Source organism: Kocuria rhizosphaericola, from assembly GCF_044462205.1.
GTDB lineage: Bacteria > Actinomycetota > Actinomycetes > Actinomycetales > Micrococcaceae > Kocuria > Kocuria rhizosphaericola.
Window position 1 is genome coordinate 1 of sequence record NZ_JBISWK010000189.1, and the last position, 745, is coordinate 745.

Consider the following 745-nt stretch of genomic DNA (forward strand, 5'->3'; position numbering starts at 1 on the left):
GGGCCGTCCGTCGTTCCGGAGCTCCCGTTCCGGGCCCTTCGGTAACACTTGCGAACGCCAGGGCGCTCGCGGTGAACTTCGGTACTGTGGCACCGGGTCCCCGGCCGCGACCTCGGCGCCGCGACCGACCCCCCTTCCCCGACCCCCCTTCCCCGACCCCCGTTCCAGGAGCTCAGCATGACCGAGGAGACCACCGACCGCCAGGACCCGTTCTTCGCCTTCGACGACGAGCAGGACGGGAACGACGACGGGCGCGCCCGCCGGTCGATCGCCTGGAAGCCGACGGCCGTGGGCCTGCTCGGGCTCCTCCTGGGGTTGGTCCTGGCGGTGAGCGCGGCATTGGCCTGGGACGACTCCCGGAGACTGGCCGGCTACGCGGACCGGTCGTGGGTGGTCACCGGGCAGTACCAGGACCTCACCAACGACCTGCGGACCAAGACCTGGAACCCCATCTACCGCGGGGTGCTGCCCGCGGACGAGGCGGTCACCGAGCAGCCCTTCGACTCCGGCCTCGCCGATCCGCGCGTCCCGGAGGCGGGGGAGGAGATCGTCTTCCGCGGCACCCAGACGGGCTCCGGCGAGGACGACTTCCACCAGGAGGCCGACGCCCTGCTCGCCGTGGAGGACGGCACGCTCCAGGTGGTCGAGACCGCCGAGGCCGGCGAGTTCGGGGACGGCATCACCGCGGGCACCATCGCGTGGCAGCGCACCCAGGCGGCCCTGCTGCTGCTCGCCGGCCTCGGCG

Annotated in this window: 1 protein-coding gene; it reads left to right on the forward strand. The window is 73.2% G+C overall.

Translation table 11 applies throughout. The features are described 5' to 3' along the window. Positions 1–177: 177 nt before the first annotated feature. On the forward strand, positions 178–745 hold a 568-nt coding region (locus tag ACH9D2_RS19380), incomplete at its 3' end, for a hypothetical protein (protein WP_396364465.1).